This window comes from Trichocoleus sp. FACHB-40 (genome assembly GCF_014695915.1).
Lineage (GTDB): Bacteria > Cyanobacteriota > Cyanobacteriia > Cyanobacteriales > FACHB-T130 > Funiculus > Funiculus sociatus.
In genome coordinates this window covers 36,381-63,047 of the sequence record NZ_JACJPF010000024.1, presented here as the reverse complement: position 1 = coordinate 63,047, position 26,667 = coordinate 36,381, and the positions used below count along the sequence as shown (strand labels likewise).

The window sequence follows — 26,667 nt, the reverse complement described above, 5'->3', positions numbered from 1 at the left end:
ATTAGCAATTAGCAAAAACTATGGTTACATCTCCTCCTCAATTCTCTGATATTCAAGATCATTGGGCGCGTTTATTCATCGAAGCCCTCGCCAGACGTAGCATCATTAGCGGGTTTCCCAATGGCACTTTTCGCCCTAATCAATCAATGACCCGCGCTGAATTTGCTACTACCATTAGCAAGGCCTTTGTAAGACCTGTAAAGCGAAAATATGTCCGCTTTGCCGATGTTCCCTCTGGCTACTGGGCAGGGGCGGCAATTGTAAATGCTTACGAAAGAGGATTTATCAGCGGTTTTCCTAATAATACCTTTCGTCCGACAAACAGAATCTCCAAGCTAGAAGTTTTAGTTTCCCTAGCCAGTGGCTTAGAAGTTGCCGCCAATATAAAGCCTCACCTCCAAACATCACTGTCACAAATATATTTAGACGCTGCTCAAATTCCGAACTATGCAACAGATGATATAGCCGTAGCTACCAGTGCGGGAATGGTAGTTAACTACCCGAATATAAAATTACTAAATCCCAATGGTGCAGCAACTCGCGCTGATGTTGCAGCTTTTATCTATCAAGCTTTAGTGTATCAAGATGAAGCTCCGGCAATTGCATCTCCCCATATCGTCGTTCCCCCAAGACCGGGAACTTTACCGCAAACAGTTAAAGTTAGTCATCAGCGAGAATTTCGGGGTGCGTGGGTAACAACAGTCTGGAACAGTGACTGGCCCTCCAAACCGGGATTGCCCGTTGAACAACAGAAAGCCGAATTAAGAGCAATTCTAGACCGGATGCAAGCAATGAAGCTGAATGCTTTAATCTTGCAAGTACGACCGGAAGGGGATGCCTTTTATGCTTCGCAATTAGAGCCTTGGAGCTATTGGCTCTCAGGAGCGCCGGGAAAGGCACCAAACCCATTTTACGATCCTCTGGAGTATGCGATCGCCCAAAGCCACCAGCGCAACATTGAACTTCATGCTTGGTTCAACCCCTACCGCGCCAAAGTTAGCGCCAAGCTACCGCCAAACGTCCGCCCTCACATCTCTGTCACCAATCCCGAAGCCGTTTACCCCTGGGGAAATCAGCTGTGGATGGACCCCGGATTAAAAGTAGTTCAAGACAGAGCATACAACGTAATTCTCGACGTAGTGCGTCGCTACGACATAGATGGCGTCCATTTAGATGACTACTTCTATCCCTATCCCATCGAAGGCAAATCCTTCCCCGACAACAAAACCTACGCCGCATATCAGGCGAGTGGCGGAAAACTATCCTTGGGCGACTGGCGGCGAGAAAATGTCAATCAAATGGTTCAACGCCTCTCCACAGGCATTAAAGCAGCAAAATCCCACGTCAAATTTGGTATTAGTCCCTTTGGTATTTATCGCCCCGGACAACCGCCGCAGATTAGAGGACTAGATGCCTACAGCGTACTTTATGCCGACTCAAAAAAATGGCTAGAACAAGGTTGGATAGATTATCTAGCCCCACAACTCTACTGGCGCACCGACCAAACCGCCCAGAGTTACCCCGTCTTACTCAAGTGGTGGACTGATAACAACCCCAAAGACCGACACATTTACGCAGGTAACAATTTAGGACAGCTGGACGGAAAAGCTTGGACACTTGACGAGATTAAAAAGCAAGTTCAAATTACCCGCAACTTGAGTGATAACTTGTCACTGGGGAATATCTTCTTCAGTATGCAAGCTTTCAACCAAAATCGTCAGGGCATTTACGACAACTTCAAAACTTCAACTTATACCCAACCAGCACTCGTTCCTAATATGTCATGGCGAGACACAATACCACCAGCCCCCCCAGCCGGAGTAGCGGTGAAAGATGGCAAACTAACATGGAATGCTGCCAATGCCGATATTCGTTCTTGGACACTTTATAAACAGAATGGTTCTACCTGGACGCTACAAAGAATCCTTCCAGCAGGAACCACATTTGCCACTCTGGAACCAGGAAAATATGCCTTAAGCGCAGTGGACAAAATGGCAAATGAAAGTGGAGGGGTTCTCGTTTCCGTCACTTAAGAACTTGTAGTTTATAGCTTTGTTTGAGGCACCTCACCCGACAAATGGTTATGTTATTTTCATTCCCAGACTGCGGTCTGGGAATGAGGATAAAGAGGTGCCTCCATTTATTGAGAACACTGCATATTCTTGGGTATTCAAACTTCAGACAGAATAGAAATCTAGGCAACTATGTTAACTTATATAAAATCTGCTTCTCACCCAATACTTCTCGGTTAGGAAAAATTGTAGGTTGGGGAGCCAGCCCCGTGCGCGGGGGTGCGTGGCGTTTGAGGTGAGAGTTACCCAATGCTAAATAATATTAGGTTTGTTGGGTTTCGCTATCCCACAGGCCCAACCTACTTGATCTCAAATTGTCGCTTATCCGAGAAGTATTGCTTCTCGACCTATTTACCTAAAAATCATCTCAACAAGTTAAAGGATAATTCAATGGAGCAACAATTTATCGAAAAACAAGTTAATTTAGGGGAATGTTGCATTACCTACTTTGAAAAAGGGGTAGCATCAGGATTATCTCCTATACTATTTATCCACGGCTGGGGTTTATTAGTTGAACCTTATCAAGCCAGCTTAAATATTTTATCGGAGCGTTATCACGTTATCGCGCCTATACTACCAGGTTTAGGACAATCAACCGCGCCTGAAATTATCCAAGATTACACAGATTATGGGCGGGTATTAATTGATTTTTTAATGGCGCTGAATCTGAAAAAGGTTCATGTACTTGGGCATTCCGAAGGCGGAGCAATAGGCATGGCATTGGCAGCCGTAATGCCATCTATGGTTCGCAGTCTCACAATAGCAGATAGTACGGGAATTCCTCTGGGTTCCGTGCTGGAAGTTGTTGCAAAAAGGGCAATTGAGATGCCTGCACAAATGTGGCAAATGAAGGTTGAACCTGTGATTGAGGTTTTTAAAAACTTGTTTTATAACAGCTTTACCAATACTCAAAATCTTATAAATATGGGATTTATTGGTATAGAAAAAGACCTAAGACCACTGTTGGCAAGTATTGAATCACCCTGTCTAATTTTGTGGGGTAAGAACGATTTGCTTACTCCCGTTTCATTTGCTCACGAATTTTATCAAAATATCAAAGATTCGCAATTAATTGTCGTGGATGAAGTATATCACGAATGGGTACTCTTTTTCCCCGAAAAATTTGCATCTATGATTCTCAAATTTATTGATAAAATTGAAAATCTCAACTAATAGCAAGTAGGTTGAATTGAGGTAATGAAACACAACACTAATATTAGGTTTGTTGGGTTTTGCTGGCACACGAGTCCAACCTACAATTTTTTCTAACCGAGAAGTATTGACATACAAACCCCATGAGTGAAGCTGTTCTAGTTAGCATAAGAAGTGCTTTTCTTAATGCGCCCGGTTTATGGGAAAGTACCCTAAAGCCACGCCAAGGTAATTGGTGCAAAATTATTGATGGTATTGATAAGACGCGGACTGATGGCTATTCCATTGAAGGGTCGTTTGTAAGTCAAATCGACTTGGTAACTTATCAACAACCAGGACTTTATCTGTTCTGCGAAAAGAAGGGACGCAAGCAGGGAAATCAGGTGCAATTATATGCCCTTTTTGCACTTGAGCCGAATGCCGAAGTTAAAGTTTTTAGGGAACTGAAAACAGCTACTAAAGATTGGGCAGTGCAGTTGTGGCCTGATATTGAAGCTTATATGCAAATACAGGAAACAAGTGCAGAAATTCGTCGCCAGGAATTGTTGAGAATAATTCAATCTTTGGAATTTGAACTGAGTCAGCGACGTGCCGAACTGGGGGTTTTAGAAATGCAAATTGATGAAGAGTATTAAGTGTTATATAGCAAGTAATACTCCCCTCAAACCAGCCTACGTTTATTTAAAATCGATTATGGGGCTGTACCAATACCATCAATCAGCCATTCACCAATTGAACTGTTCGGGGCAACTAAGGTGTAAACTTCGGGCAACTCCTGATCACTGGCAGAGAAAACTGGCTGGATATAGGAGGCGCTGTACTCCACAGCAAATTTGTGGCCGTTGTTAGCCGAGAACTCCGGCATTAGCTGCACAGACTTGATACTGACACCTTTGATGATGTAGTCTCGATACATCTTCACGAACTGCTCGTAGGATATCTGCGCCCGATAGCGGGGAGAAAGCAGATTGTAAGCTTCTTGATAGTTTCGGAGTGCGATCGCTTGAAAATATTTTTGCAGTACGCTTTCGGCACGCGCTAGAGTTAAACCAGCAGCAATTTCCCTGGAAGATTGGGTTTCAACTGTTTGCGCCTGCACTGGTGCGATAATACTGGAGGTCAGAAGCAAGGTTGCGATCGCTAGAATTGCGCGTTTCATAGTTCGCGGCTTTTAGAGGCTAGAAACAAGTAAATCCTCTGTTGTCTCTAGCTTCGCTTCTCTGACCTTTTGATGACTTCGCACGATAGGATCGCCCGATTGGGTGATTTTTTTAATCTGATAATGGGTAATTATTCCCCATTCCCCATTCCCCGTCTTCAGTTGGAGTTCAGTCGCTTGGAAATTTGGCTAACCAACGCACTGAGAATTGCTCCTCCCATGAGAACGCCAAGCGCTGGGGTAAACAATGGTTGCCAAAGCTTGTACCATAAATCGAGTCCAAGGGGAACTCCGACCGAGTGACCGAAGACTGCGATCGCTAACCATCCAAAGCTTAGGAATACTAAGAATACATCAGCTACTAAAATCAGGTTTAGCCAATTGAGGAGTTTATCTTTCATCATCATATTTTGTCAAAAAATTGTCCTTTAACAACGCTTTCAGGTTTTTGATCCGCAGCTTAAACATTGTCTCTATGAGCTTACCAGGCTTGTTCTACTGATAGAGCAACGGTTTCGCGCAACCTTTACAAATTAAAGCATATTTTGCCAAAATTAAAATTTATATTATGGCTTTTCAGTACCTAGCATGATAAAAAGTAGTTCGCTAGGTAGATGAAGGGGAATAAAAGCCTAAAAGAGTAGCGTTAAAACATTTGTAGGGTTGACATCCAAAACTTATTTATAACTTAGTAATAGTTGAGCAAAATATAATCTTGAAGCGGCAGATAAGTCATGACTGTACAGTGCCGAATTAAATGAAATCGGGACAAGTTCGTGTCATCACGCAAGCCGGATCGCTGCACGCTTACAGCAATTTAGGTTGATGCTCTGCTTGTAAGTTACCTGTACTCACTTGGAGTTAAACGCTAGAAAAGCCAAGTTTCACACCCCCAATCACACTAATTTGGCATCTTAACGAATAAAGAGGCACTGTACATTCTTCAGGGTAACGAATGCAATAGCTAATTTGTTTGCTTTTCCCCTTGACTCTCACGCAACGTGAGGCTCTTACCATGAATTTATCAATTGGAATTGTCTCGGAGCGGCAAGGAGGAAAGAAATGCAACCCGTTGCAATGAAAGTCGGTGATCTGGCAAAACAGACAGGAGTTTCCGTTCGGACATTGCACTATTACGACGAGATTGGATTGCTCTCGCCTTCTCGAAGGACGGAAACAGGCTACCGATTGTATATCGAAGATGACATCATCCGGTTACAGCAAATTGTGTCGTTACGGCAAATTGGCTTCTCCTTGGAACAAATCCGAGAGTGTCTGGAGCAAAGTCAGTTTTCGCCTCAGCATGTGGTGCAACTGCACCTCTCCCGGTTGAAGGAGCAGATGGAGTTACAGCAGCAGCTTTATGCGCGACTGGAAGCGATCGCTGCTCATCTGCAATCCGCAGAAACAATCTCTATCCAAGAATTTATTCAATTAATCGAGGTCACGATGATGGTAGAAAACTACTACACCCCAGAACAGCTAGACTATCTCAAAGAACGGCGGGAAATGCTGGGTGAAGAACGGATTCGGCAGGTTGAAGCTCAATGGCAAGAATTGATCGATCAAGCTCGAACTGCAATGCAAAACGGCATTGACCCAAGCAGTGAAGCAGTGCAGGCATTAGCTCGACGCTCACAAGAACTGATTCAAGAATTTACCGGAGGCGATGCCGGAATTGAGCGATCGCTTAGCCAGATGTATCAGCAAGAAGGCGTCGAAGTTGTCAGTCGAGGCGCGATGGATTCAGCTTTGATGGAATATATGAACAAAGCAAGATCAGCCCTGAAGCAACCCGAATAGCCGAATATCAAATTACCACTAGCAAGACTGCGAAATGAATGCAACGCCTGCCAGTGGTAAAGAATTCAAAAAAGCCCAATCAGTAAGGCGATGGGTGCTGCAAGCAACATCCACATCGTCGGTTGCAAACCATACTGTTGAGCAACCAAACCCAGCGCCAACGGAGCTAAACCACCCACGAAACCCGCCAGGTTATCCAGCGTCATGACGGTACCACTCTGACCCGGCATCGCTGTGTACAATTGCCCTTGGAGAATTGAGTACCAACCCGAATTAAGGAGGCCCAGGAAGCCAAGAATGACCAACTTGATATTGATATTGGGTACAACCAAAAAAGCTGGATAAAGACACAAAACAAGGATGGCGCTAATCCTCAAATAATCTAATCCTCGCACCCGCTCTAGTAAGGGAATGAGAAGAAAATCTCCTAGCAAGCCAAACCCTAACCAGACCGTGAGAGCAAAACTTGCCTGAGTGTTGTTTACACCCACTACATCAACAAAATACAGTGCCAAAAAGCCACGCAGAACATCCAACATCAAATCGCAAAATTGCAACAAGGTTAGCCAACGTAGCACCTTGCGTCGTTTTAATGCGTTGATGGCATTACAGACGCCATCTTTGAAACTAAGTACACGTTCATCAACTTGAGAAGATGTTGTTGGAGTTGCAAACGGATACTTCCACAACATCCCTACAAGTAATACCGTTAGTACCACCAATATTAAAAATACACTCCGCCAACTTTGATGGAATGCGATCGCACCCGCTAAAGCCAAAGGCCCAAGGACATTGCCGACAGAACCCGCCAATGCCCAGCGTGCCATATTTTGTTCGTGGCGAGTCGGTTCCATGTCCATCAGCGTCGCCTGGGAAAGACTGACAAAGGCACCGGATGCTGGATAAAACAGCACAAAGGCTGCTAACAGCCAGGAAAAGTTATAGCTGAGGGAAATGAGGAGTAATGCGATCGCAAAACCAACGCCTCCCCCCAAAATTAATTGCCGTCGCTGACCGATATCTGCCCAAATTCCCAGAATTGGCTCTATCAGGCTGCTGATTGTATTGGGTATCGTCAGTAACAGTCCAACTTGCACATAGGAAAGATGCAGGTCATTGCGAATCAATGGATACGCAGCACCCCGGACTCCATCCACCAGTTCGTCTAATAATTCTATCACCAGGAAGATCATCGTTAATAGAATGACAGTCCTGGTCGTTTTGTTTTTACCATCCAATGACATCGTGAAATTCTCCCATCCTCAAAATTTGAACACCAGCGCAGCATCTTCACGGCGTTGGCGAGGGGAGGGGGAATCCACGAACAACTTCTCCACCTTAGTTGTAAGGCGAATCGCTGGTTGGATTGGGTTCTAGAAGCTTACCAGGGAGGAAAAATCATAGAAGCGAAGGGCAAGAAAGGACTTGCAAATACGTCTGTAACCCATTGTAGGCAAACTAGAAGAGATTTTCTTTGATGGGTTGAAATTCTATAGATTCAAAAATTTACATATTGGAGTTATCCCGCTTTCAATGCAGCCATTGACCCTAAATTCCTAGAGTTAGACCGCCCTGGTGCAGCATATTACAGCCCATAATGTGATATGCGGCTCAATAGTAAGTTAGACTGCACTACTTGTAAGGAATATAGTTGCAACACTTATGAGTTGGTCGAAAGAGCAGTATCAGCAGAAACTAAAAGAGTTGTACGATGTTGAATTTCCTGATGCGCTTTTTGGCGTACATGAGTTCATGATTAGTCGCACACAAAGTGATGACAAATCAATGGCATTGAGCGTTATCGGGCTTTACCCAGCCGGGCCACTTGAACTTATTTTAGAATTTGATGATTTATTAGATGCCAAGTTTATCGCTCATGTCTTACTACATTATCGATACTATCGAGATGTTCCTGAGTTTTTTACTTGCCTAACAGGTGAGTGTGATGGTGAACATTGGGGAATGCTGCTGGATGAACCAACACGGGGGTTCCGTGGTGTAGCGTCCTACTACAACAATGATGGGGATGAAATTGTAGTATACAAGAGTCTCTTCGATGCTATTCTTTCGAGATGTGATGAACGAACCTCGTCTTGCCAAGAATGGATCTCAGAAAGTGATGATTCTGAAGAAATAGCAGACTATCAAAGACAAATAGAAGATATTCTCCAGTTTCGCTTTGAGTTTGAAAAGTTCTTAGCAAAAAGCTCATTATTGGTTGATGAAGACAGACCAGAAGGCTTGTTTTCTGATACAGGTCTTAGTGTAATAAAACCAGAGAATTTCAATCCTGATACTCAGGGAGAAGCTATAGCAGCTCTCGCTAAGGGGAGATCCCTATGGTACTGGTATGGAGAAGAACACTCATCGAGAGCCTACAAGTTGCTCAGAGGAGCTTACCTTACCTTGGAAAGATACGAACTCATTCGCCTACTCGATATTCATTATCAGAATCGCTCAAATGGTTGGGTAGATTTACTTGAAAACCATCTGGCACGTATTAGTCCTGGGAATGACACCGTCTAACGGTTGAGCCAGTTACTCAATTCATAGCATTATCAAATCAGAACTGACTCTTCTCACCACGAAGAGAACATTCCAGTTGTCTACTGACTGGTGTGTGACCACAGCCTTAACTAAGTACCATTCCTTTAGGCATATATGAATGGTTCTAATGTTAGACAGCCTAACCCTTCACGGCAGGGGACGGATGTAGATTGCTAGTAGTGTTGCTAAAGTTATCTGCCGCCGTTGCGTTGACCTTGGGCATCTTGCAAATCCAGCCCTGCTTCTATCCCGGCGTGGCAGTGACTGTCAAGGGATACCCTACTGCAATGTAAGAGTTCAAGCGATCGCTTAAATCAGCACTTGACATTCTTGGATACTTTATTTAACTTTGTAGTTAATTAGCTGCATGGTTAAATAAAAGTGTCTTCCGATCAACTGAGCGTCACCTTTGCCGCCCTTGCTGATCCCACCCGGCGTGCCATCCTGGCCCACCTTGCCAAGGGTGAGGCATCGGTTACTGAATTAGCTAAACCCTTTGAGATGAGCCTTCCTGCCATTTCCAAGCATCTCAAGGTGCTGGAGCGTGCTGGACTGATCACGCGGGGTCGGGAGGCTCAATGGCGACCCTGCCAGCTCAAAGCGGAGCCACTTAAGGATGCGGCGGATTGGATCGAGCAATATCGCCAATTTTGGGAAGAGAGACTTAATCGGCTGGATGATTACCTGCACGAGTTACAAACCCAGGAGAAACAAGATGGGCAATAAAAATGATTCCATTGATGCTCAAAGCGATCGCGAGATCGTCATCACTCGCGTCTTCAACGCACCCCGTGAACTGGTGTTCAAGGCGTGGACTGACCCAAAACACGTAGCGCAGTGGTGGGGGCCCAAAGGCTTCACGACCAAGGTGATTTACCCCCTGGATCTGCGTCCAGGGGGTAAATCGCGCTACGTCATGATTGGCCCAGACGGCACAGAGTATCCGGTTAAAGGTGTCTTCCGCGAAATTGTGCCTCTTGAACGGATTGTTAGCAGTGATGAATTTGATGAAGGCTTTGAAAAGGTCGTGAACGCCGATCTGCCAAAGGGAATCGTGATGACAGCGCTTTTCGAGGATTTGGACGGCAAGACCAAGCTCACACTCCGCATTGTGCATGAGTCTGCCGAAGACCGCCGGAAGCATGAGGAGATGGGGGTTATTGGAGGGTGGAACTCCAGCTTTGACTGTCTTGATGAGTTTTTGGTGACGGCTTGAGTCTCCCTTGCCACCCATGAGACGGTCAACTGGTGGTCTTTTGTGAAACGACTCAAGCGGAACATTAGCGTCGCCTTACCGATACTTCCATATATGCAATGAACTCTCAAAAGGAGAAAACATGACTACTAAAATTTTCGTGAATCTGCCTGTAAAAGACCTCAATCAGTCTGTCGAGTTTTTTACGAAACTTGGCTTCAGTTTTAACGCTCAATTTACTGATGAAACGGCTACCTGCATGATTGTCAGCGATGACATCTTCGTGATGCTATTGACTCACGACAAGTTTAAGACGTTTACTCCGAAAGAAATTTGTGATGCAACCAAAAGCACTGAAGTGCTGGTTTGCTTATCTTCTGACAGCCGAGAACAAGTCGATGAAATGGTTCGCAAGGCAGTCGCCGCTGGTGGATCAACTTACAAGGAACCACAAGACCACGGTTTTATGTACGGACATGGGTTTCAAGATTTAGATAGCCACATTTGGGAACTTGTCTACATGGAACCTAGTGCAATAAATCAAGGTTGAAAATGGAATCAGAGGAATGCCATTCAAGGGTCGATCGTTGTGGTGGTGAAAGGAATTTCGGGTTGAGCGATCGCCAATGCAGATTGCAACGCTTGGAAGCGGTTTTCTAGTTGGTAAATTTGTGGCGGTATGGAACCAGTTTGTCCATTTAAGCTGTTGGCTGCACTGCTGCGGAAAATCGTTGTAATTTCAGTTTCTCAATGCGTCGCTGAACTTGTCCGGGTGTGACGACAATCCATACATGACGTTGCTGTTTTACTGCATCCTCCACCATTGTTTCGATTGCTAAGGCAGCCGTAACACCAATCGATGGGACTTCGCTCAAATCCACCACCAGTGCTAGATAGTCTTTGACGATTGCCATTCGTTGAGAGATAATCTTGGCGGCTCCAAAGCTCAAGGGGCCGCCCAATTGGAATAGCAAAATGTCTCCCCCAGCCTGGGTTAAGATGTCTTTCTCGGCAGGAGTCAGATTCGGAGATTGAGCCGGGTCGGTAATGGCTTGGACGCGATCGCGTCCAACATCCGCGCAAACTTATCAATAAATTAAGAGGGCAGGACTCCTCGGCAAGCTGAGTAAGTTTCAAAATGATCTGAAACGCAGGAGTCCTTGCCTTAGCCCCAATTAAGATTTCTGTGGCTTAACCTATCTCAATCTCACCCGCTGTTAACTTCAAATTTAATTTGGGAACTATAAGGGTAGCAGCCTTTCTAGAGATTGGCTGCTCTTATGGTATGTGCGCGGAGACCGGAAATGCAGCCAATGGCAATAAAGCAGAAATTCCCAGTTAAACTCGACCGCACTTTCTTGATAGCAGCACTGGTAATTCCGGCTGTTCACCTCTATTTAGGATACGTAGGATTATCCACGACATTTGTCAATGGTGCCTCCGTATTTTGGCCTTCACTCGGTGTCTTTTTGGCAGCAATGCTGATACTGGGCTATCGCGTCTGGCCGATTTTATTTGTGAGTGATTACATTGTTAGTCATATTCTTTTTTTCCCAAACAATCTTTTAATCAGTCTGATTATTCCCGCTGTCAACCTGCTCACTCCATTCAGCGGGACTTTTCTAATTAATCGCTTCATCAAACGCCACAATTTTTTAGAGCGATCGCAAGATGTTTTTAAATTTATCATCCTGACCATCCCCACCCCCCTGCTCAGTTCTCTCCTAGCCGCCGTCACGCTTTGCACAAGTGGGATTGCTCCCTGGACAGCCTTTGCAGAAGTGTTTCGTACCTGGTTGGCATCAGATAGCACGGGCATTTTGGTCGTTACACCCCTATTGCTGGCATGGTGGCAAAAATCTGAACATCCCAGAAAATTTAACAAGCAAGAAATTATAGAGTTTGTATTTGTATTAGTCTGGGTAATCGCGCTCGACCATATAGCTTTTTCGGGAGGATATCCAATCGAATACATGGTAATTCCCCCACTGATTTGGTCGGCGTTTCGGTTTGAAGCGCGGATATCAACGCTACTCGTGCTAATTGTGTCAGCGATCGCAGTTTTTGGCACCGTTCGCGGTTTCGGTTCGTTTGCCAAACAAGCCTCGCCCAATGAATCGCTCATCTTGCTGCAATCGTTTATTTGCGTCATCGCAATCATCACATTTGTCATCTCTGCGGTGACGAGTGAAAACCGTAAGGCAGAAAGAAAACTCCGGCAAGCGAATGATGAATTGGAGCAACGAGTCGAAGAACGGACGACTGAACTCAATGAGGCGAAAAATTCTGCCGAAATTGCCAACCAAGCTAAAAGTGAATTTCTTGCTAACATGAGCCACGAACTACGCACCCCTCTCAACGGTGTCCTGGGGTATGCTCAAGTTCTTTCTGCTGCCCCCAATCTTACCGAACAGCAACAACACGGCATCGAAATTATCTATAATTGCGGCTCTCATTTGCTAACGCTAATCGAAGACGTTCTCGATCTCTCCAAAATCGAAGCCCGGAAGATGGAACTGCATCTGAGCGATGTACATCTGTCTGCCTTCCTGCAAGGAGTCGAGGAAATTTGCCGCATTCGCGCCGAGCAAAAAGGCATTCAGTTCATTTATCAGCCACCCGATAATCTGCCCACAGCGATCGCCACCGATCATAAACGCTTGCGACAAGTGCTGCTGAACCTCTTGGGCAATGCTATCAAGTTTACAGACTCCGGTAGCGTCACATTACGAGTAGAGGTGACTGAAAATTCGCTGCAACCCTCGTTGACTCGACTTCGCTTTGTTGTAGAGGACACTGGCATTGGAATGTCACCAGAGCAACTAGAACAAATTTTCCTCCCCTTCGAGCAGGTTGGTGATCTCAAGCGACAAGCGGAGGGGACTGGATTAGGACTTGCCATCAGCAAAAAAATTGTCGAGATAATGGGAGGAGACATCCACGTTAAGAGCTTACTAAATGTCGGTAGTACGTTTGAGTTTGAGATCGAGTGTGCTTTAGTAACAAACTCGATAGCAACCAACACACTGAACAAAGCAGGACGCATTACGGGTTATACAGGCGATCGCAGAAGCATCTTAATTCTGGACGATCGATGGGAAAATCGCTCGGTCTTTGTTAACTTGCTGCAACCGTTGGGATTCACCGTCATTGAAGCCAGTGATGGACGGGAAGGCTTGGAGAAGGCGCATCAAGTTCAACCAGATTTGATTATTACTGACCTACTCATGCCCAACATGAACGGTTGGGATTTTCTCGCGCTTCTGCGCCAGTCAGAAACGTTCAAGGATGTGCCAGTCATTGTGTCATCGGCAAGCGTTTACGATACCGATCGCCAGAAAAGCCTAGCAGCAGGCGGCAACGATTTTCTAGCTAAACCCTTGCAAGCCGAGGATTTATATCACATCTTGGCAAAACATCTACAACTAGACTGGATCTATGCGGAGCCAAACCCTATTGAATCAGCGATCGCAACCCGCTTCGTAGACACAAGACCAACCGAACTCGTTGTGCCACCCTTATCTGAACTGTCGAGCCTACTGGAATTTGCCAAGCGAGGACAAATCAAAGGCATTCAAAACGAACTGGAACGACTTTCCAAACTAGATGAAAGCTATCAGCCATTTGTAAGCAAATTAAGTTCTTTAGTTAAAGAATTTAATATTCGGAAAATTCGCCAATTTCTTCAGGAAAAAGTCGGGTGACTGCCCATCTATAAATACACCAATATTTAACCGCAGGAGCCATTAAACTATGTTATTAAATTCCAGTCATGAAATTATTTTAGTAATTGATGATAATCCAACCAATCTAGAAGTCTTATATAATACTTTGGCTTCTTCTGGCTATGAAGTCTTGGTAGAAATGGATGGTTTTGGTGGAATGGAGCAAGCCAAGAGTTATCAGCCAGACTTGATTTTACTGGATGTCCAGATGCCAGGAATAGATGGATTTGAAACCTGCCGTAAATTGCAGTTCGATCCGTCTACAAAAAACATTCCAGTAATTTTCATGACGGCAATGACTGATACGACAGATAAAGTAAAAGGGTTAAATTTAGGTGCCGTAGACTATATTACCAAACCGTTTCGCCAAGAAGAAGCACTTGCGCGGATTCAAACCCACTTAAAAATTCGACGTTTAAGTTTGGAACTCGAACAACAAAAACAAGAACTTGAGCAAGTTGTTGAAAAACGTACATCTGAATTAACCTACACCCTACAAGAACTTAAAAAAACACAATTGCAGCTAATTCAGAATGAAAAACTATCTACAATTGGTCAGTTAGTTGCCGGTATCGCTCATGAAATTAATAATCCAGTAGGTTGTATTACTGGCAATTTAGAGCAAGCTAATCTTGCTGTTAAAGATGCAGTCGATTATATCCGTCTTTATCAAACCACATTTCCTAATCCTGGCATACAAATAGAACAAAAAGCTGAAGAGATTGATATTGAATATCTTCTAGAAGATTTACCTAAAATGTTCTTGTCTATGCAGACAGGAATTGAGCGAATTCGCAACATTAGTACATCACTTAGAACATTCTCGCGTGCTGATGTAGATTGCAAGGTATCAGTTAACATCCATGAGGGACTTGAAAGTACCCTGATGATTTTGCAACATCGTTTGAAAGCTCAGGATTATCGTCCGGCAATTCAAGTAATCAAAAAATACGCTGAAATTCCTAAAGTCGAGTGTTATTTAGGACAACTCAATCAGGTATTTATGAATATTTTGGCAAATGCGATCGACGCCTTGGAAGAAGCGAACCTGGGGCGCAGTTATGAAGCGATTAAAGCAAGTCCAAACCAAATTATCGTTGAAACAGAAATGAAGAATGAACAGCAGGTTGCAATCCGAATTGTAGATAATGGGATGGGAATGACGAAAGATGTCAAACAACGTATCTTTGACCATCTATTCACGACTAAACCCGTTGGAAAAGGAACAGGTTTAGGACTGACGATCGCTCATCAAATTATTGTTGAAAAGCACGGAGGAACGATAGAAGTAAATTCTGAATGGGGAGGAGGCACAGAGTTTGCGATCGCGCTTCCGATTGTGTAATCTAGTCTCTAGAGGTACATCAGATTAATCAATGCCTCAATCAGATATGGTTTTGCTCATCAGTGCCAACTGTAAATTCATGAGTCAGACTACTGGTGCGAAGGTGACAATATGACAGAGTGGTACAAAGAAGACCTCGCGTTTATTCACAACGTTGGTTTTAGTGACTACGCTCTTAAATCTGCTCCCGGTATATTAGAAATTTTGGATCGGAGCAATATACGAAAAGGTTTAGTGGTGGATTTGGGTTGCGGAACTGGGTTGTGGACACAAGAACTTGAAAAGACTCACTATCGGGTTTTGGGAGTTGATATCTCTGACTCTGCGATCGCGATCGCTCGAACACGAGTACCGAATGCGGAGTTTCGGGTCGAGTCCCTGTTCAAAACTGACATCCCGCCGTGTAGCGCTGTTACCTCTATCAGTGAATGCCTTCACTACCTGTTCGATCCAGACAACGATCGCCAAACGTTAAATCAACTCTTCCGTCGCATCTATCGGGCATTAATTCCTCCGGGTGTCTTTGTCTTCGACATTGCAGAACCGGGACAGGTAGGGGCGGAGACAACGAAGGGGTTTAAGTCCCGCTAAAAAGAATTATTCCAGCACTGGAAACAGCTTATGCGATCGCATATCTAGATATTTGCCCACAACTCAATCGGTAGTCCCCGAACTGTCATCAACTGTTCGGGGTGACAAGGATGTGCAAACCGTTGCTAATATCAACTCCGCTCAAGCTTCGGATTCCTTGAGAAGATTCATTAAGCTATCGATCAGGCGATCGCTCTCCATCGGCAGAATATCCTGACCGTGAAGCATTTTCTGTACCATCATGAAATGAACTAATGCACCTAAAAAAATGCGTGCGGTTGCTTCAGGATCGGCAATCTTTAAGTTTGGGCTCGATGCCAGATACTGGCTCAAGGTTTCAACGCCCGGTTTTACCAACGTCCGAACAAATATTTGCGCCAGTTCGGGAAAACGTCCAGACTCGCCAATAATTAGCCGCAACAGGGCAATTTCTTCACTATCGCAAATGATCTCATTCAGTGCCTTCGTTAATAGCTGCCGCAGCACCACGAAAGCATCTCCTTCCGACGGCAGAAAACGTTGGATGATGGAAAACTTTCTCTGAGCAAACCGTTGGACGAGGGCAGTGAACAGTCCTTCTTTATCTTGAAAGTAGGTGTAAACCGTTGGTTTGGATACGCCAGCCGTCTTCGCCACCCGATCCATGCTAGTCGCGGCATAGCCATGCACCAGAAACTCTTGCATTGCGCCTGCCAATATCTGTTCGGCTTTCTCTGCTAACCCATCCTGCTTCGGTTCCGTCATCTTCGTCCGTCTCATTCATTCCTGATCTGATTGCCACAGTCATTCTAGAGGTATTCGCTTTGAGGAGTTCTAGAGAATTTTCAGGACTCCCTTGACGTTATTGTACTAAACGGTTTAGTTTAGTTGTATGAAAACTAAACCGTTTAGTTTAGTCCCTTCCTAGAACTGGGGAATCTGACAGATGATGCAAGAAGTAGCAGCAGGTAATCCATCCTCTAAACGTCTTTCTCGACCACTGACTCTGCTGGCGATCGCTGCAACGCTGGCAACAGGTGGAGTGATGGCCTATACCGTTTGGCAAGGGCGTATCCAGCAATCCAGTCCCATCGAATCCACAGTGATCAGTACGCCCCAAATCAAAACCGTGACGGCGTTGGGACGGCTAGAGCCAGAGGGTGAAGCGATCGCGCTTTCTGCACCCACATCTGCTGAGGGGAATCGAGTGGATCAACTGTTAGTCAAGGAAGGCGATCGCGTTCGTAAAGGACAAGTTATCGCGATACTCAACAGTCGCGATCGCCTCCAGGCATCTGTGATGCAGGCACAAGAACAGGTACGAGTTGCCCAAGCCAAACTGGATCAGGTGCGTGCAGGAGCGAAGACGGGCGAAATCCAGGCGCAACGCTCCCAGATTGCCCAACTGGAAGCTGAACGGGTTGGGGACTTGAACGCGCAAGCCGCTACCGTTGCCCGTCTGGAAGCGGAAGTCCAAAATGCACAGGTGGAGTACCACCGCTACGCATTGCTTTACCAGAACGGAGCGGTTTCGGCATCCCAGCGCGATAGTAAGCGACTGACACTTACAACTGCCCAAAAACAACTCCAAGAAGCGCAAGCCGCCCGCGATCGCACTCGCAATTCTCGCCAACAGCAACTGAATGAAGCCCGCGCCACCCTGGATCGAATTGCAGAGGTGCGTCCAGTAGACGTGCAGGTAGCTCAAGCTGATGTCAGACAAGCCTTAGCAGCCGTTGAGCAAGCCAAGGCAAACTTAGAGCAGGCATCCGTGCGATCGCCTCAAGATGGTCAAATCCTCAAAATCTACACCCGTCCCGGCGAACTAATTAGCAATGACGGGATTGCCGAAATTGGGCGAACGCAACAGATGTTTGCGATTGCAGAAGTTTATCAGAGTGACATCAAGAACATCCGTCCAGGGCAAACTGCGCGGGTGAGTAGTGACTCCATTGACAGCGAACTCAACGGTACTGTCGAACAGGTTGGCTACAAAGTGCTGCGCCAAGACATTGTGAATAGCGATCCATCCGCCAATATTGATGGGCGCATTGTAGAAGTCAAAATCCGTCTGGATGCAGGCTCAAGTAGCAAGGCTGCCCGACTAACGAATCAGCAAGTTAAGGTGGTCATTGAATTATGATTGGCTTCCAACAACTCCAACGCCGGACACCTTTAGGATGGCTGCAACTGAGTCATCAAAAAGGAAAACTGGTCGTAGCGTGTGCGGGTGTTGTGTTTGCAGATGTCTTGATGTTGATGCAGTTAGGGTTTCAGAGTGCGCTATTCAACAGTGCCGTTCTTGTCCACAATAGCGTTCGCGCCGATGTCGTTCTGCTCAGCCCTCAAGCTCGCAATCTATCAAATATGTCGTCCTTCCCGCGACGGCGTTTGTACCAGTCGATGGATATTCCCGGCGTTCAGTCTGCGGAAGCGCTCTACGCCAACATGGTGAACTGGAAGCATCCGACCACCCAGCGCGAAACGAGTATGCTGATGTTGGGATTTGACCCTAACAGCTCAGTCTTTGAGCAACCAGACATTAACCAACAATTAAACCTGATTAAGCTGCCTAACACAGTTTTGTTTGACAGCGGTAGCCGTGGAGACTACAAAGCAGCGATCGCGCAACTCGAACAAAACCAGCCACTGAAGACAGAAATTGAGCGCCATAGTGTTACCGTTGCTGGCAAAATCCGCATCGGATCTTCCTTTGGTGCAGACGGACACCTGATTACCAGCGACCAAAACTTTCTGCGGTTGTTTCCCCGCAGACAGGCAAGCAGCGTCAGTGTCGGCTTATTGCAACTGCAACCCGGAACCGATCCAGTGCAAACGGTACAAGCTTTGAAAGCACACTTGCCAAATGATGTTCAGGTTTTGACTCGGCAGGAATTTATCGAGTTTGAAAGAAGCTACTGGGCAAAGAATACACCGATTGGATTTATTTTTAACTTGGGCGTGACAATGGGCTTCATTGTTGGCGTCATCATTGTCTACCAAGTTCTCTCAACAGATGTGAACGCTCACATGGGAGAATACGCCACTTTCAAGGCAATGGGCTATCGCAATCGCTACCTACTCATGGTGGTGTTTGAAGAAGCCGTTATCTTGGCAATCATCGGTTTTATCCCTAGTATTGCCATTTCCGCAGGACTGTACCGCCTGACTCGTAATGCGACGAATTTGCCTCTGTACATGACTGTGGCACGAGGAATTTTCGTGTTGATGTTGACGATGGTGATGTGTACCTTGTCAGGAGCGATCGCTACCCGCAAATTGCAATCGGCTGACCCGGCTGATATGTTTTAGGTTTATATTTATGTCTCTTCAACCTGTCATCTGTATCCACAACCTCGATCACTATTTTGGTCAAGGTCAACTCCGCAAACAAGTTTTATTTGACATCAGTTTAGAAATTAATGCTGGTGAGATTATCATCATGACCGGCCCTTCTGGTTCCGGCAAAACCACGCTGCTAACTTTAGTGGGTGGATTGCGATCTGCCCAATCCGGTAGTCTCAAGGTGTTAGGACAAGAACTTTGTGGTGCAAATCCGACAGCACTGGTACAAGCACGACGGCACAATGGTTATATCTTTCAGGCGCACAACTTGCACGGTAGCTTAACGGCACTCCAGAACGTCAAGATGGGCTTAGAGTTGCACAAGGATATTTCTTTGCACCAGATGCGCCAGCGCTCAGCCGAAATACTAGAACAGGTAGGATTGGGAAATCGGATCAATTACTATCCCGCCGATCTGTCGGGTGGACAAAAGCAGCGAGTAGCGATCGCCCGCGCCTTGGTCAGTCATCCCAAACTAATTCTTGCTGACGAACCGACTGCTGCTCTCGATAGCAAATCCGGTCGTGAAGTCGTTAGCCTGATGCAAACACTGGCAAAAGAACAAGGTTGCACCATTCTACTGGTCACTCACGACAACCGCATTTTGGATATTGCCGATCGCATTGTTCACATGGAAGATGGACACTTAATAAGTGATACTGCCCAGGTTGCAGCGGTTACATAGAAATTATTTGTAACGATATTGGGCTATCTTACGAATGTCGTGCAACTGCCAGTCGGTTACATCTGTACGCTAGGGAACTTCGCTTTGTGCATCCGCAATCGGGAGAAACTCTCCATCTCCAAGTTAAAACGCCGTTTTAACTCTATTGCGCTAGATGACGGTAACTTAATCAAAAGCCGATCGGCGCTTCAAAAAGACCCCCGCAAAACACTGATTCCAAAATCGGACAAACCACCCCCCATACCAATTGCAATCGTTTTGCCATCCGGACTGAAAGCAATGCTGCTTGGGTATACGCGACCAAGCGTTTGGTCGTTAATCGAAGCCTCAACCAGCGTTTTAAGTAGCCCTCCAGTCCGCAAATTCCACAACTTCATTGAATAATCCCAAGAAGAAATAAGCAGCTTCTGCCCATCGGCGCTAATTGCAATGGAACCGGAACCTCCGGGTATCGTGTGGAGAAGCTGCTTTGTTCTCAGGTTCCATATCTTGATGGAATCTGTAACACTGACCAGAGTCTGCCCATCGGGGGCGATCGCAATAGAACCAATTGGGCTAGTATGTCCTTCGAGAGTACCCAGCAGTTTTCCCGTCTTGCTATCCCATAGCTTAATGCTGGTGTCCTTACTGGTATTTTGATCCACACTCTCTCCACCGCCAGTCGCAAGTATCTGACCGTTTGGGCTGAGGGCAATCGACAGAATTGGAGTTGATTGTGGATTAATAGTCTGTAGCCGTTTGCCTGTTTTCAGGTTCCACACCAATACTTTCTTGTCATCGCTGGCACTTACCAAAGTTTGCCCATCCGCAGCGATCGCAAGGCGATTGACCTGTTGGGAATGCCCGTTCAAGGTGCGGAGAAGTTTGTTAGTTTTCAGGTTCCACACCTTAATCGTTTTGTCATTATTAAAGGGTGCTTTCTGGTCAACCGTCACCAAGGTTTGGACATCGGGAGTAATTGCAACGACACCGGCGGCATATACTTTTTCATTCAGGGTACGCAGCAGCTTACCTGTTTTGAGGTTCCACAGTTTAATTGTCTCACCAGGACTATGGCTGACCAGTATTTGACCATCACGGCTGAATGTTAGAAAAGTAACATCGTTTTTATGCCCGGATAAATCGTAGATTTGCTCAAAGTCTCTTTGGGAGTTAGAGGTTGTTGGAGTTGTTGAGCTGGGTTGGGTTGAGGGTTGCGCTGTTGATGGGAGTTTAGCAATCGCGCCAGTGGCAATTGTTGCCATAACAGCCAGAGCGATCGCATTTTTCCAAGATAATTGGTTGAGATTTTTCATTATAGATAGGTATATCGCTGCCGTTTTAACCAGATTGCTCTAAATGACGGTAACTTCCCAAAAGGTGGCTGGTACTTCAAAAAGACCCCCGCAAAACCCTGATTCCAAAAGTGGACAAAACACCCCCAGAACCGATGGCAATAGTTTTTCCATCCGGGCTAAAGGCAATGCTGGTTGCGTATATGCGACCAACGTATTGATCGTTCATGGAAGGCTCAAACAGGGTTTTCACTAACGTTCCAGTCCGCAAATTCCACAATTTGACTGAATGATCCCAAGCAGCCGTAACCAGCTTCTGCCCATCAGGGCTAATTGAAATGGAAGCAGAACCTCCGGGTAATGTGTGCAAAAGCTGCTTTGTTGTCAGGTTCCATATCTTGATGGAATCTGCAACACTGACCAGAGTCTGCCCATCGGGAGCGATCGCAATAGAACCAATTGGGCTAGTATGTCCTTCGAGAGTACCCAGTAGTTTTCCCGTCTTGCTATCCCATAGCTTAATGCTGGTGTCCTTACTGGTATTTTGATCCACACTCTCTCCACCGCCAGTCGCAAGCAGCTGACCGTTTGGGCTGAGGGCAATCGCCAGAATCGGCGTTGATTGGGGATTGATGGTCTGTAGACGTTTGCCTGTTTTCAGGTTCCACACCAACACTTTCTTGTCATTACTGGCACTTACTAAAGTTTGCCCATCGGCACTAATTTCAAGGTGATTTACTGGTTGTGAATGACCGTTCAAGGTGCGGAGAAGTTTATTAGTTTTCAGGTTCCACACCTTAATCGTTTTGTTATTAGCCTGTGGGTTATGGTCAACAGTCACTAAGGTTTGGGCATCGGGAGTAATTGCAACAACACCTGCGGCATATACGTTTTCATTCAGGGTACGCAGCAGCTTACCTGTCTTGAGGTTCCACAGCTTGATTGCCGTACCAGCGCTATGGCTAACCAGGATTTGACTATTCGGATTGAAGGCAAGGAAATTAACATCGTATTTATGCCCGCTTAAATCGTAGATTTGCTCAAAGTCTTTTTTGGAGTTAGAGGTTGGTGTTGTTGAGTTGGGTTGGGTTGGGTTGAGGGTTGGGCTGTTGATGGGAGTTTAGCGATCGCTTCCAGCGCTGCGCTCCGCGCAATCGCTCCAGTGGCAAGTGTTGCCATAACAGCCAGAGCGATCGCTTTTGGCGCTGCGCTACGCGCGATCGCGTTTTTCCAAGACAACTGGTTGAGATTTTTCATATAGATAGGTATGTAGCTCTAGTAGGACAACAACTCTATTACTAGCCGATACAATCCAATAAGACGGCAGTTGTATACGCCAATGTTTCTGTCATAACAGTTACAACAGCCCGACCTTAACGAAGTAATGTGCTGCACATCACCCAGTTTATTTACCTAAATGATTGATGCTTTTTTGAACTGGCAGGAGTGAATTATGTGGCGTTGCTGAATACGGGTATGATTTCCTAAAATTTAGAACGAGCCTTCGAGGTTCTAGCGATAGCTTTATACCTGCACTCAGCAACGCCATTTCCTCTTTAAGGAGTTCTCAAAAGTTGATTGCATCGCTCTAGTACCATCAGCTCAATCTCAGGTAGTACTTCTTGAAGATAGTCATGCTTTGTACCTGCATATTGTATTAGCTTGAAATCGGCTTTAATTTTGTGTAGGAAATCTATAACTTTTTCAGGCGGTATGGCATCTATGACATACCAATATATACTTTTTAGTAACGGGTATAGCTCGGTTCGGTGTTGAAATTGATAAAGTGACAGATTATAGAAAGATTTTTCGGAGGTGTTTATAAAAATGCACGCTGTGACTCTGCTAAAAACAGTTTTTACATTGATATCCGTATTAGGTTCAGCCGCTCTAACGAAATGAGTAACTACGCAATAACCTTGCAAATCTCTTTGATAAGACACCACATTTTCAGATATACCTGATGTTCCTTGTGCGATGTACGCTCTGACCTGTTCTCCAGAACATCCGCGTAGCTGCTTTCCAAGGCTATCAATGTATAAACCATCTTTATCTCTGAATTCCATTTTACTCCAAAACATTGGAGAGTTGTAATCACGCTCTATCCTTCCCATATGTAACTTACTACAGTAATGATTTTGGTCGTATAATAATATTTTGAAGTGAAACTTATTATTTTCTTTATCAAAAAATATCGAAGTTCCTTTTAAGAAAAATAAATTAAAATCCGAAAATAAACTTTCTGCAAATTCATGATGAGAAAATCCAGCCATGTATGTAATGAAGTTACTTTCAATTTCAGAGAATCCTTGTCTAGCTGCAAGCACTTTCCTAAGTAATTCGATAGTCGGTTTTCTACACTGGGTGACTACCTCTGCAAATTTCTCATTCACAGTCTTGTACCTTATCTAAATGTTTTAACAAGTATATAATGTCTTGATACAGAGGATAGAAACAATTCAATCATAACTGGGTTGGAATTATCGGTGTTACTGAATGTAGATATGAAGCGAGCGCTGGAACATCGAAGGCTCACTCTAAATTTTGGAAAATCATTCCCATATTCAGCAACGTCAATTATGTAAGCTTCAATTGCACCTTGCAGCGAACTTAAGTTCCGGCTGAAAGCTCAAACCCGTTAAAAGGGTTGAAATGGTCAACGGGTCAACACATCAGTCAGTTCTACTACCCATCGCTTGGGCAACAAGACAAACCCTTTACGCTCTTTTTGTCGCAGCACCACCAGCTTGATAACTTTTAATTAACTTCTTACACCTAACTACAAAAATGTCCTGTTGATCAGGGGATATTACAGAGGTTCGATTGAGGATTTTTGGACAGGAGTGAAAACCCAAAGTAGATTCCTGACCTCCCCAGTCCTCTGACATCACCCAATTGGTGCATTGTCCTGCTTAGAGTCACCCAGCACATTCATGACTTTTCCACTCAAAGCACGTTTAAAACCCCATAAAAATTCACCAAAAATGGTGGTGCCGTCAATCAACCAACATTGGTTGCTGCGGATCGTCCTCCGGTCTATTTCCTACTTCCGCAAGGACTTCTGGCTGATCGTCACGCTCTTATTTTTGATCGGGGCATCGGTGCTTTTCAACCTTCTCAACGCTTGGCCTATGGCGATTCTAGTTGATACGGTTCTCTCACCAAACCCGAAACCCAACTGGATACATACGCTGTTTCTTGCCCCCTTCGGCGAAGGCAAGCTGAACCGAATTTTCGGAATGGCGTTCGTCGCGACGATCATCAGGATCATGAGCGATACCGTCTTCATGCTTCGTAAGATGTTGAACTACCGCATCCAGTACAACGGCACCTTGCGGGTTCGCACCGAATTATACGACAAAATGCAGGCGCTGAGTCTAGGCTGGCACGGTTCGCGATCGCAAGGTGACGCAATCTATCGATTGAGCTACGACAGCCTCGGCCCTTGGGGGGTAATCGATACGCTGATCGGCTCTACCGCCGCATCGGTGACGCTGACGGCGATGATCTGGATCATGCTGTCGCGCCACGTCCTTCTCACCGTGTTCGCACTTTCGTTCACGCCGCTGCTAATACTGGCGAATTGGTACTTTGAGGGAAGGATTCGGCGTCGGGCGTTCGAGTCGAAGCAGACGGATGCGGTGATGACCTCAACCATGCAGCAAGCGATAGAGTTGATCGGACTGATTCAGTCTTTCCGTCGAGAAGCAACGGAGTCGCGGCGCTTCACGCGGGTGGTTGAGCGGAGCGTTGGTGCCTCTATGCGGCTTCATTGGCAGGAGAACCTCTATCCACTCACGGTTCAGGTAGTATTCGCTCTGGGAAGCGGGGTAATCTTCGGCTACGGCGGGTACCTGGTCTATCGCGACCAGTTTTTGCGCCAGGTGCCGAACGGACTGACCCTCGGCGATCTGATCGTATTCTTGGCGTACCTCAATCAGTTCTGGGACCCAATCGGTTGGGTGTTGGGGTTCACGACCAAGATCCAGACATTCGTAGCCTCATGCGATCGCGTGTTTACGGTCATTGACGAGCCGCCCACCATAGCGGACGAGCCTGATGCGCGATCGTTTCCCGTCCATCCCCGCACTCTAACCCTTGCCGATGTCAGCTTTGAGTACATCCCTGGGCGACCCGTGTTACAGGAGATCGATGCGACTATCGAACCGGGTCAGATGGTGGCATTTTTGGGGCCTAGCGGGACGGGAAAAAGTACGCTGCTCAATCTCCTTCCACGCTTCTACGATCCGACAAAGGGGAGCGTTCAACTCGACGGTTTCGACATCCGCACCCTTAAGGTTGCCGATGTCCGCAAACACATGGCGCTGGTCACGCAAGGCAGCCCACTTTTCCCCGGAACGATCGCGGAGAATATTACCTACGGCTGCGCGGAAGCGACCTTGCAAGAGATTCGGGAGGCGGCGGTGGAATCCGGGGCGGCTGAGTTCATCGAAGCCTTACCGGATCAGTACGATACTCTGCTCACTGAGGGTGGACAGAACCTATCGGGCGGACAGCGGCAGCGTTTAGCGATCGCGCGGGCGCTAGCTACGAAGGCTCCGATACTTATCCTCGACGAACCCACGAGTTCGCTAGATTTGAAGCACGAGCAATGGGTTATAGAAACCCTCCAGCGTCTGCGTCGCAAAAGAACAATTATCTTAGTGACGCACCGACTCGAAACCGCCGTAGACTGCGATCGCATTTTTGTGATGCAGGAGGGCGAGATTGTCGAAGAAGGCACCCATGACGAACTTCTGTCCCAACAAGGGCTCTACTTCCGAATGCTGGGCTACAAGCCATCCTCGACCTGACGACCCTATAAAGCCGCCGTCATCAGTAATGCTGGCATTGTCACAGAATGGGTAGCCGTAACCCCTTCTCCTGTTGATAACGTCTTGGGGTTGTCTGCAACATTCTCCGAAACACGGTGGTCATGTGACTCTGGTTGCCAAATCCCGCCTCCACTGCAACCTCAGCTAGTCTGCGGGTTTGATCATGCAAAAGTTTCTGGGCATATTTCAACCGACACCGCAGGACGTATTGATAGGGTGACAGCCCCGTGGTAGCTTTGAATGCCCGCGCAAAATGGTACGCGCTAAACCCCACCGTGGCAGCAATATTGCTCAGGTTCAATTCCTGTGACAGGTGTGCCTGGATGTATTCCAGGCTAGTTTTTAACAGCTTGGGTTCCAAAAATTCTGGCGGACGTTTGAATCCAGAGAGATTCGATCTCCGGTAGATAATTTGCCCTAGCACTGCCGTTGCCACGGATTCCAGGTAGAACGCACCGCCAACCTGTCCGTCGTTAAAAAACTCCTGTATAGCGATCGCTGTACTTAAACCCCAATGCGTCTTTGGAATCTGCCCCGGCAGTAACTCAACTCTTTGCTCTCCTGCCGCTGTGCGCGACAGGAACGCTTGCGAATACCCAAACACCACAAAACAGGAGGCATCTTCGACAGAACGGTAAGTGCTGCCTTGAGGCACAATATCAAATCCTCCCGGCAGGGCTTCGTAAGGTCGCAGGCGATCGCTATCAAAGGCAGCAACTCCACGAGTGACGCCAAAACTGGTGACTACCAGATGAAGTGGCGATCGCAAATTCACTTCCAAATGTCCCGGTGGGATGATTGCCACCATCATTTCTGGCGTTTCCAGCCAATGTCCCCATTGTGGTAGGGTTTCCACCGGTGGCTGGTCGAGGGGAATTGTGCGATCGCTTGGGTTGAACAGAAACTCTTGCAAGAGATTCATAGGCAGGGGCGATGGATCATTGAATTGCTACTCAGATA

At 46.2% G+C, this 26,667-nt stretch carries 25 protein-coding genes and 1 pseudogene; 16 read left to right on the top strand and 10 right to left on the bottom strand.

The window, feature by feature from the left end:
- Positions 1 to 20: 20 nt before the first annotated feature.
- The 3 genes from H6F63_RS01335 (at position 21) to H6F63_RS01325 (ending at position 3,859) form a co-directional block, all read left to right on the top strand.
- Positions 21 to 2,033: a family 10 glycosylhydrolase gene (locus H6F63_RS01335; protein ID WP_190634218.1), complete on the top strand. Its 2,013-nt coding sequence runs from the start codon at positions 21 to 23 to the stop codon at positions 2,031 to 2,033.
- Positions 2,034 to 2,462: 429 nt separating this feature from the next.
- Positions 2,463 to 3,245, top strand: coding sequence for an alpha/beta hydrolase (locus H6F63_RS01330; RefSeq protein WP_190634216.1), 783 nt, complete (start codon positions 2,463 to 2,465; stop codon positions 3,243 to 3,245).
- A gap of 122 nt (positions 3,246 to 3,367) precedes the next feature.
- Positions 3,368 to 3,859: a hypothetical protein gene (locus tag H6F63_RS01325; protein WP_190427808.1), complete on the top strand. Its 492-nt coding sequence runs from the start codon at positions 3,368 to 3,370 to the stop codon at positions 3,857 to 3,859.
- 56 nt (positions 3,860 to 3,915) lie between these two features.
- Here H6F63_RS01325 and H6F63_RS01320 read toward each other — a convergent pair whose 3' ends face one another.
- Together H6F63_RS01320 and H6F63_RS01315 are read right to left on the bottom strand one after the other, a co-directional pair.
- The gene (locus H6F63_RS01320; protein WP_190634214.1) at positions 3,916 to 4,383 is read right to left on the bottom strand and encodes a DUF4829 domain-containing protein; all 468 of its coding nucleotides are present in this window, start codon (positions 4,381 to 4,383) and stop codon (positions 3,916 to 3,918) included.
- A 158-nt stretch (positions 4,384 to 4,541) separates the two neighbouring features.
- The gene (locus tag H6F63_RS01315) at positions 4,542 to 4,784 is read right to left on the bottom strand and encodes a hypothetical protein (RefSeq protein ID WP_190428018.1); all 243 of its coding nucleotides are present in this window, start codon (positions 4,782 to 4,784) and stop codon (positions 4,542 to 4,544) included.
- A gap of 661 nt (positions 4,785 to 5,445) precedes the next feature.
- Here H6F63_RS01315 and H6F63_RS01310 point away from each other — a divergent pair.
- A complete protein-coding gene (locus H6F63_RS01310) occupies positions 5,446 to 6,186 on the top strand; it encodes a MerR family transcriptional regulator (RefSeq protein ID WP_190634212.1) in 741 nt (246 codons plus the stop codon).
- Positions 6,187 to 6,251: 65 nt separating this feature from the next.
- Here the strand turns inward: H6F63_RS01310 and H6F63_RS01305 are convergent, their stop codons facing one another.
- Positions 6,252 to 7,430 (bottom strand): MFS transporter, encoded by a 1,179-nt coding sequence (locus tag H6F63_RS01305; protein WP_190634210.1) that lies wholly within the window; start codon positions 7,428 to 7,430, stop codon positions 6,252 to 6,254.
- A gap of 418 nt (positions 7,431 to 7,848) precedes the next feature.
- Here H6F63_RS01305 and H6F63_RS01300 point away from each other — a divergent pair, with 418 nt between their 5' ends.
- The 4 genes from H6F63_RS01300 (at position 7,849) to H6F63_RS01285 (ending at position 10,478) form a co-directional block, all read left to right on the top strand.
- On the top strand, positions 7,849 to 8,712 hold the full coding sequence (locus tag H6F63_RS01300) for an ADP-ribosylation family protein (RefSeq protein WP_190634209.1): 864 nt from the start codon (positions 7,849 to 7,851) through the stop codon (positions 8,710 to 8,712).
- A gap of 402 nt (positions 8,713 to 9,114) precedes the next feature.
- The gene (locus H6F63_RS01295; RefSeq protein WP_190439622.1) at positions 9,115 to 9,459 is read left to right on the top strand and encodes a metalloregulator ArsR/SmtB family transcription factor; all 345 of its coding nucleotides are present in this window, start codon (positions 9,115 to 9,117) and stop codon (positions 9,457 to 9,459) included.
- Entirely contained in the window at positions 9,449 to 9,949 is a 501-nt protein-coding gene (locus H6F63_RS01290) for an SRPBCC domain-containing protein (RefSeq protein WP_199297517.1), read from the top strand. The genes H6F63_RS01295 and H6F63_RS01290 overlap by 11 nt, the downstream gene beginning before the upstream one ends.
- Positions 9,950 to 10,070: 121 nt before the next feature.
- Positions 10,071 to 10,478, top strand: coding sequence for a VOC family protein (locus H6F63_RS01285; protein WP_190634207.1), 408 nt, complete (start codon positions 10,071 to 10,073; stop codon positions 10,476 to 10,478).
- 148 nt (positions 10,479 to 10,626) lie between these two features.
- Here the strand turns inward: H6F63_RS01285 and H6F63_RS29150 are convergent, their stop codons facing one another.
- Positions 10,627 to 10,902 (bottom strand): sodium-independent anion transporter, encoded by a 276-nt coding sequence (locus tag H6F63_RS29150; RefSeq protein WP_199297507.1) that lies wholly within the window; start codon positions 10,900 to 10,902, stop codon positions 10,627 to 10,629.
- Between the two features lie 339 nt (positions 10,903 to 11,241).
- Between H6F63_RS29150 and H6F63_RS01275 the strand changes: the two genes are divergently transcribed.
- The 4 genes and pseudogenes from H6F63_RS01275 to H6F63_RS30815 all read left to right on the top strand — a co-directional run.
- Positions 11,242 to 13,632 carry an MASE1 domain-containing protein gene (locus tag H6F63_RS01275; RefSeq protein WP_242019455.1) on the top strand — a complete coding sequence of 797 codons (2,391 nt, stop codon included), beginning with the start codon at positions 11,242 to 11,244 and terminating at the stop codon, positions 13,630 to 13,632.
- 49 nt (positions 13,633 to 13,681) lie between these two features.
- The gene (locus tag H6F63_RS01270) at positions 13,682 to 14,998 is read left to right on the top strand and encodes a response regulator (RefSeq protein ID WP_190634203.1); all 1,317 of its coding nucleotides are present in this window, start codon (positions 13,682 to 13,684) and stop codon (positions 14,996 to 14,998) included.
- A 111-nt stretch (positions 14,999 to 15,109) separates the two neighbouring features.
- A complete protein-coding gene (locus H6F63_RS01265) occupies positions 15,110 to 15,589 on the top strand; it encodes a class I SAM-dependent methyltransferase (RefSeq protein ID WP_190634200.1) in 480 nt (159 codons plus the stop codon).
- Positions 15,586 to 15,806, top strand: a pseudogene (locus tag H6F63_RS30815) (hypothetical protein); the annotation flags it as partial. The gene H6F63_RS01265 and the pseudogene H6F63_RS30815, both read left to right, overlap by 4 nt.
- Here the strand turns inward: H6F63_RS30815 and H6F63_RS01255 are convergent.
- Complete coding sequence (locus H6F63_RS01255) at positions 15,731 to 16,348, bottom strand: TetR/AcrR family transcriptional regulator (RefSeq protein ID WP_190634198.1); 618 nt, start codon at positions 16,346 to 16,348, stop codon at positions 15,731 to 15,733. The pseudogene H6F63_RS30815 and the gene H6F63_RS01255 sit on opposite strands and share 76 nt — an antisense overlap.
- Positions 16,349 to 16,514: 166 nt before the next feature.
- On the opposite strand from H6F63_RS01255, the gene H6F63_RS01250 reads away from it, so the two are divergent.
- From H6F63_RS01250 to H6F63_RS01240, 3 genes are read left to right on the top strand one after another with little or no spacing between them, the layout of a single operon-like run.
- Positions 16,515 to 17,711, top strand: coding sequence for an ABC exporter membrane fusion protein (locus H6F63_RS01250; protein ID WP_190634196.1), 1,197 nt, complete (start codon positions 16,515 to 16,517; stop codon positions 17,709 to 17,711).
- Positions 17,708 to 18,880, top strand: coding sequence for an ABC transporter permease DevC (gene devC / locus H6F63_RS01245; protein WP_190634194.1), 1,173 nt, complete (start codon positions 17,708 to 17,710; stop codon positions 18,878 to 18,880). Before H6F63_RS01250 ends, devC begins: the two co-directional genes overlap by 4 nt.
- A gap of 10 nt (positions 18,881 to 18,890) precedes the next feature.
- Positions 18,891 to 19,598 (top strand): DevA family ABC transporter ATP-binding protein, encoded by a 708-nt coding sequence (locus tag H6F63_RS01240; protein ID WP_190634192.1) that lies wholly within the window; start codon positions 18,891 to 18,893, stop codon positions 19,596 to 19,598.
- Positions 19,599 to 19,786: 188 nt separating this feature from the next.
- Here the strand turns inward: H6F63_RS01240 and H6F63_RS01235 are convergent, their stop codons facing one another.
- The 4 genes from H6F63_RS01235 to H6F63_RS01215 form a co-directional block, all read right to left on the bottom strand.
- Complete coding sequence (locus H6F63_RS01235; protein WP_190634190.1) at positions 19,787 to 20,893, bottom strand: WD40 repeat domain-containing protein; 1,107 nt, start codon at positions 20,891 to 20,893, stop codon at positions 19,787 to 19,789.
- 76 nt (positions 20,894 to 20,969) lie between these two features.
- Positions 20,970 to 21,713 (bottom strand): WD40 repeat domain-containing protein, encoded by a 744-nt coding sequence (locus H6F63_RS01230; protein WP_190634188.1) that lies wholly within the window; start codon positions 21,711 to 21,713, stop codon positions 20,970 to 20,972.
- A gap of 182 nt (positions 21,714 to 21,895) precedes the next feature.
- Positions 21,896 to 22,129 carry a hypothetical protein gene (locus tag H6F63_RS01220; protein WP_190634186.1) on the bottom strand — a complete coding sequence of 78 codons (234 nt, stop codon included), beginning with the start codon at positions 22,127 to 22,129 and terminating at the stop codon, positions 21,896 to 21,898.
- A 299-nt stretch (positions 22,130 to 22,428) separates the two neighbouring features.
- Positions 22,429 to 23,265, bottom strand: a complete 837-nt coding sequence (locus H6F63_RS01215) for a hypothetical protein (protein WP_190634184.1) — start codon at positions 23,263 to 23,265, stop codon at positions 22,429 to 22,431.
- Between the two features lie 540 nt (positions 23,266 to 23,805).
- Here H6F63_RS01215 and H6F63_RS01210 point away from each other — a divergent pair.
- Positions 23,806 to 25,686 carry an ABC transporter ATP-binding protein gene (locus tag H6F63_RS01210; RefSeq protein ID WP_199297505.1) on the top strand — a complete coding sequence of 627 codons (1,881 nt, stop codon included), beginning with the start codon at positions 23,806 to 23,808 and terminating at the stop codon, positions 25,684 to 25,686.
- Between the two features lie 40 nt (positions 25,687 to 25,726).
- Here the strand turns inward: H6F63_RS01210 and H6F63_RS01205 are convergent, their stop codons facing one another.
- On the bottom strand, positions 25,727 to 26,629 hold the full coding sequence (locus tag H6F63_RS01205; RefSeq protein ID WP_190634182.1) for an AraC family transcriptional regulator: 903 nt from the start codon (positions 26,627 to 26,629) through the stop codon (positions 25,727 to 25,729).
- Positions 26,630 to 26,667 lie beyond the last annotated feature (38 nt).